Annotated in this window: 3 protein-coding genes; all 3 read right to left on the bottom strand. The window is 63.9% G+C overall.

Annotated elements, in window-relative coordinates; translation table 11 throughout:
• Positions 1 to 163 precede the first annotated feature (163 nt).
• From JAO81_RS41850 to JAO81_RS41840, 3 genes are read right to left on the bottom strand one after another with little or no spacing between them, the layout of a single operon-like run.
• A complete protein-coding gene (locus tag JAO81_RS41850) occupies positions 164 to 550 on the bottom strand; it encodes a DUF6507 family protein (RefSeq protein ID WP_199553246.1) in 387 nt (128 codons plus the stop codon).
• A 17-nt stretch (positions 551 to 567) separates the two neighbouring features.
• A complete protein-coding gene (locus JAO81_RS41845) occupies positions 568 to 879 on the bottom strand; it encodes a pore-forming ESAT-6 family protein (protein ID WP_199553244.1) in 312 nt (103 codons plus the stop codon).
• A gap of 20 nt (positions 880 to 899) precedes the next feature.
• Positions 900 to 1,232 carry a hypothetical protein gene (locus JAO81_RS41840; RefSeq protein ID WP_199553243.1) on the bottom strand — a complete coding sequence of 111 codons (333 nt, stop codon included), beginning with the start codon at positions 1,230 to 1,232 and terminating at the stop codon, positions 900 to 902.
• Between the last annotated feature and the right edge of the window lie 14 nt (positions 1,233 to 1,246).

The raw sequence follows: 1,246 nt of genomic DNA, 5'->3' as shown, positions 1-1,246 counted from the left end.
TGCTCCGCCTCGGGGGCGGTGTAGTAGGCGGACAGGCCCTGGAACTGGGTGTGCACATCGGATCCGGTCTTACGGATCGCACCCGCATCCTTACCCAGCCCCGTCACCGCGGTCTCAAGGGTGCCGAGGTCGCCGGTGAACTGCGGAACCGCAGAAGGAGAGATCATCCTTCCTGCACCCCCGGCTTACCCAGATCGATATCGGGTGCGGACAGCGCCTTGCGCTGCGCCTCGGCAGCCATCTCCACATCCCCGTTCAGATACGCCGTCGTGGCCTCGACCGCACCGGTCAACGACTTACCCGCCCTGGCCGCCACGAACTTGATGTCCTTCGCCGCATGCTCCGCGAACTGCGACAACGCCAAGGCCACCAGACCACCCTGGTCAGCACCCTCCGCACCTTCGGCGGCGATCGTGCCCGCAGACGTGGCGGCCGACTTCAGGTGCTCACCAAACGCGGTGGCCTGCTTCTCGATCCCACCCGCCGTCTCCCCGGTGGTCTTCAACACACCCTGAACACCCTGCGGACGGATATCCCAGCCCGACACCAGCTACCCCCGAACCGTTCTCAGCCGATGGAATCGACAGCGGCCTTCGCGCGCTGCAACGTCTGCTGCGCAGTGCCGTCGTTCTTCTCCAACGTCGTCTTCAGCAGCTGAATAATCGACCGGACCTCACTCGACGCGCGATTCCAGCGCAGCTCCTTGTCGTGATACGAGTCCGACACCCCGTCCGCCTGGAAGTCGGCCATCGCCGCCTTCACCGCACGGTCCCGATCCGTGATCACCTGCTCCAGACGCGCGATCACACCCTGAATGTTGCCCTGCGCGTCCGACGACGCCGCCATGTCATACGAGCGACGATCAGCATTCGAAGCCATAACAGTCAAACCCCCGTAGATCAGCGTCCGCCGAAGCGAGCAGCGTCGAAGTTCGCGGCAGCCATGTTCGAGCGGGCATTGTCCGCCGACTCCTGATCACCCGTCGCGAACGACGAGTCCATCCCCGACTGACCACCCAAAATCGCCGACAACGCCCCGTTCAACGCCGCCGTGATCTCATCCGAATTGCTCTTGAACGCATCGAACGCCGCCTTGCCCGAACCGTTGAAACGACCCTCCAACGGCTGCGCCGCAGCAATCAACTGCCGGATCAACGACCCCAGATCATCACTCGAACCCTGCGACTGCGACCGCAGATTCGACAACACGGACGCACCCATATCGAACTTCATCGGGCCTCCCCCGG

This window comes from Streptomyces sp. N35 (assembly GCF_016464295.1).
Classification (GTDB): domain Bacteria; phylum Actinomycetota; class Actinomycetes; order Streptomycetales; family Streptomycetaceae; genus Streptomyces.
Note: the sequence above shows the minus strand (reverse complement) of the source record. Positions and strands in the feature narration are given on the sequence as shown.

Bases quoted from the DNA above. Each gene is read 5' to 3' on its own strand.
- JAO81_RS41840 (WP_199553243.1), bottom strand. From the start codon at position 1,232: ATGAAGTTCGATATGGGTGCGTCCGTGTTGTCGAATCTGCGGTCGCAG.
- JAO81_RS41845 (WP_199553244.1), bottom strand. From the start codon at position 879: ATGGCTTCGAATGCTGATCGTCGCTCGTATGACATGGCGGCGTCGTCG.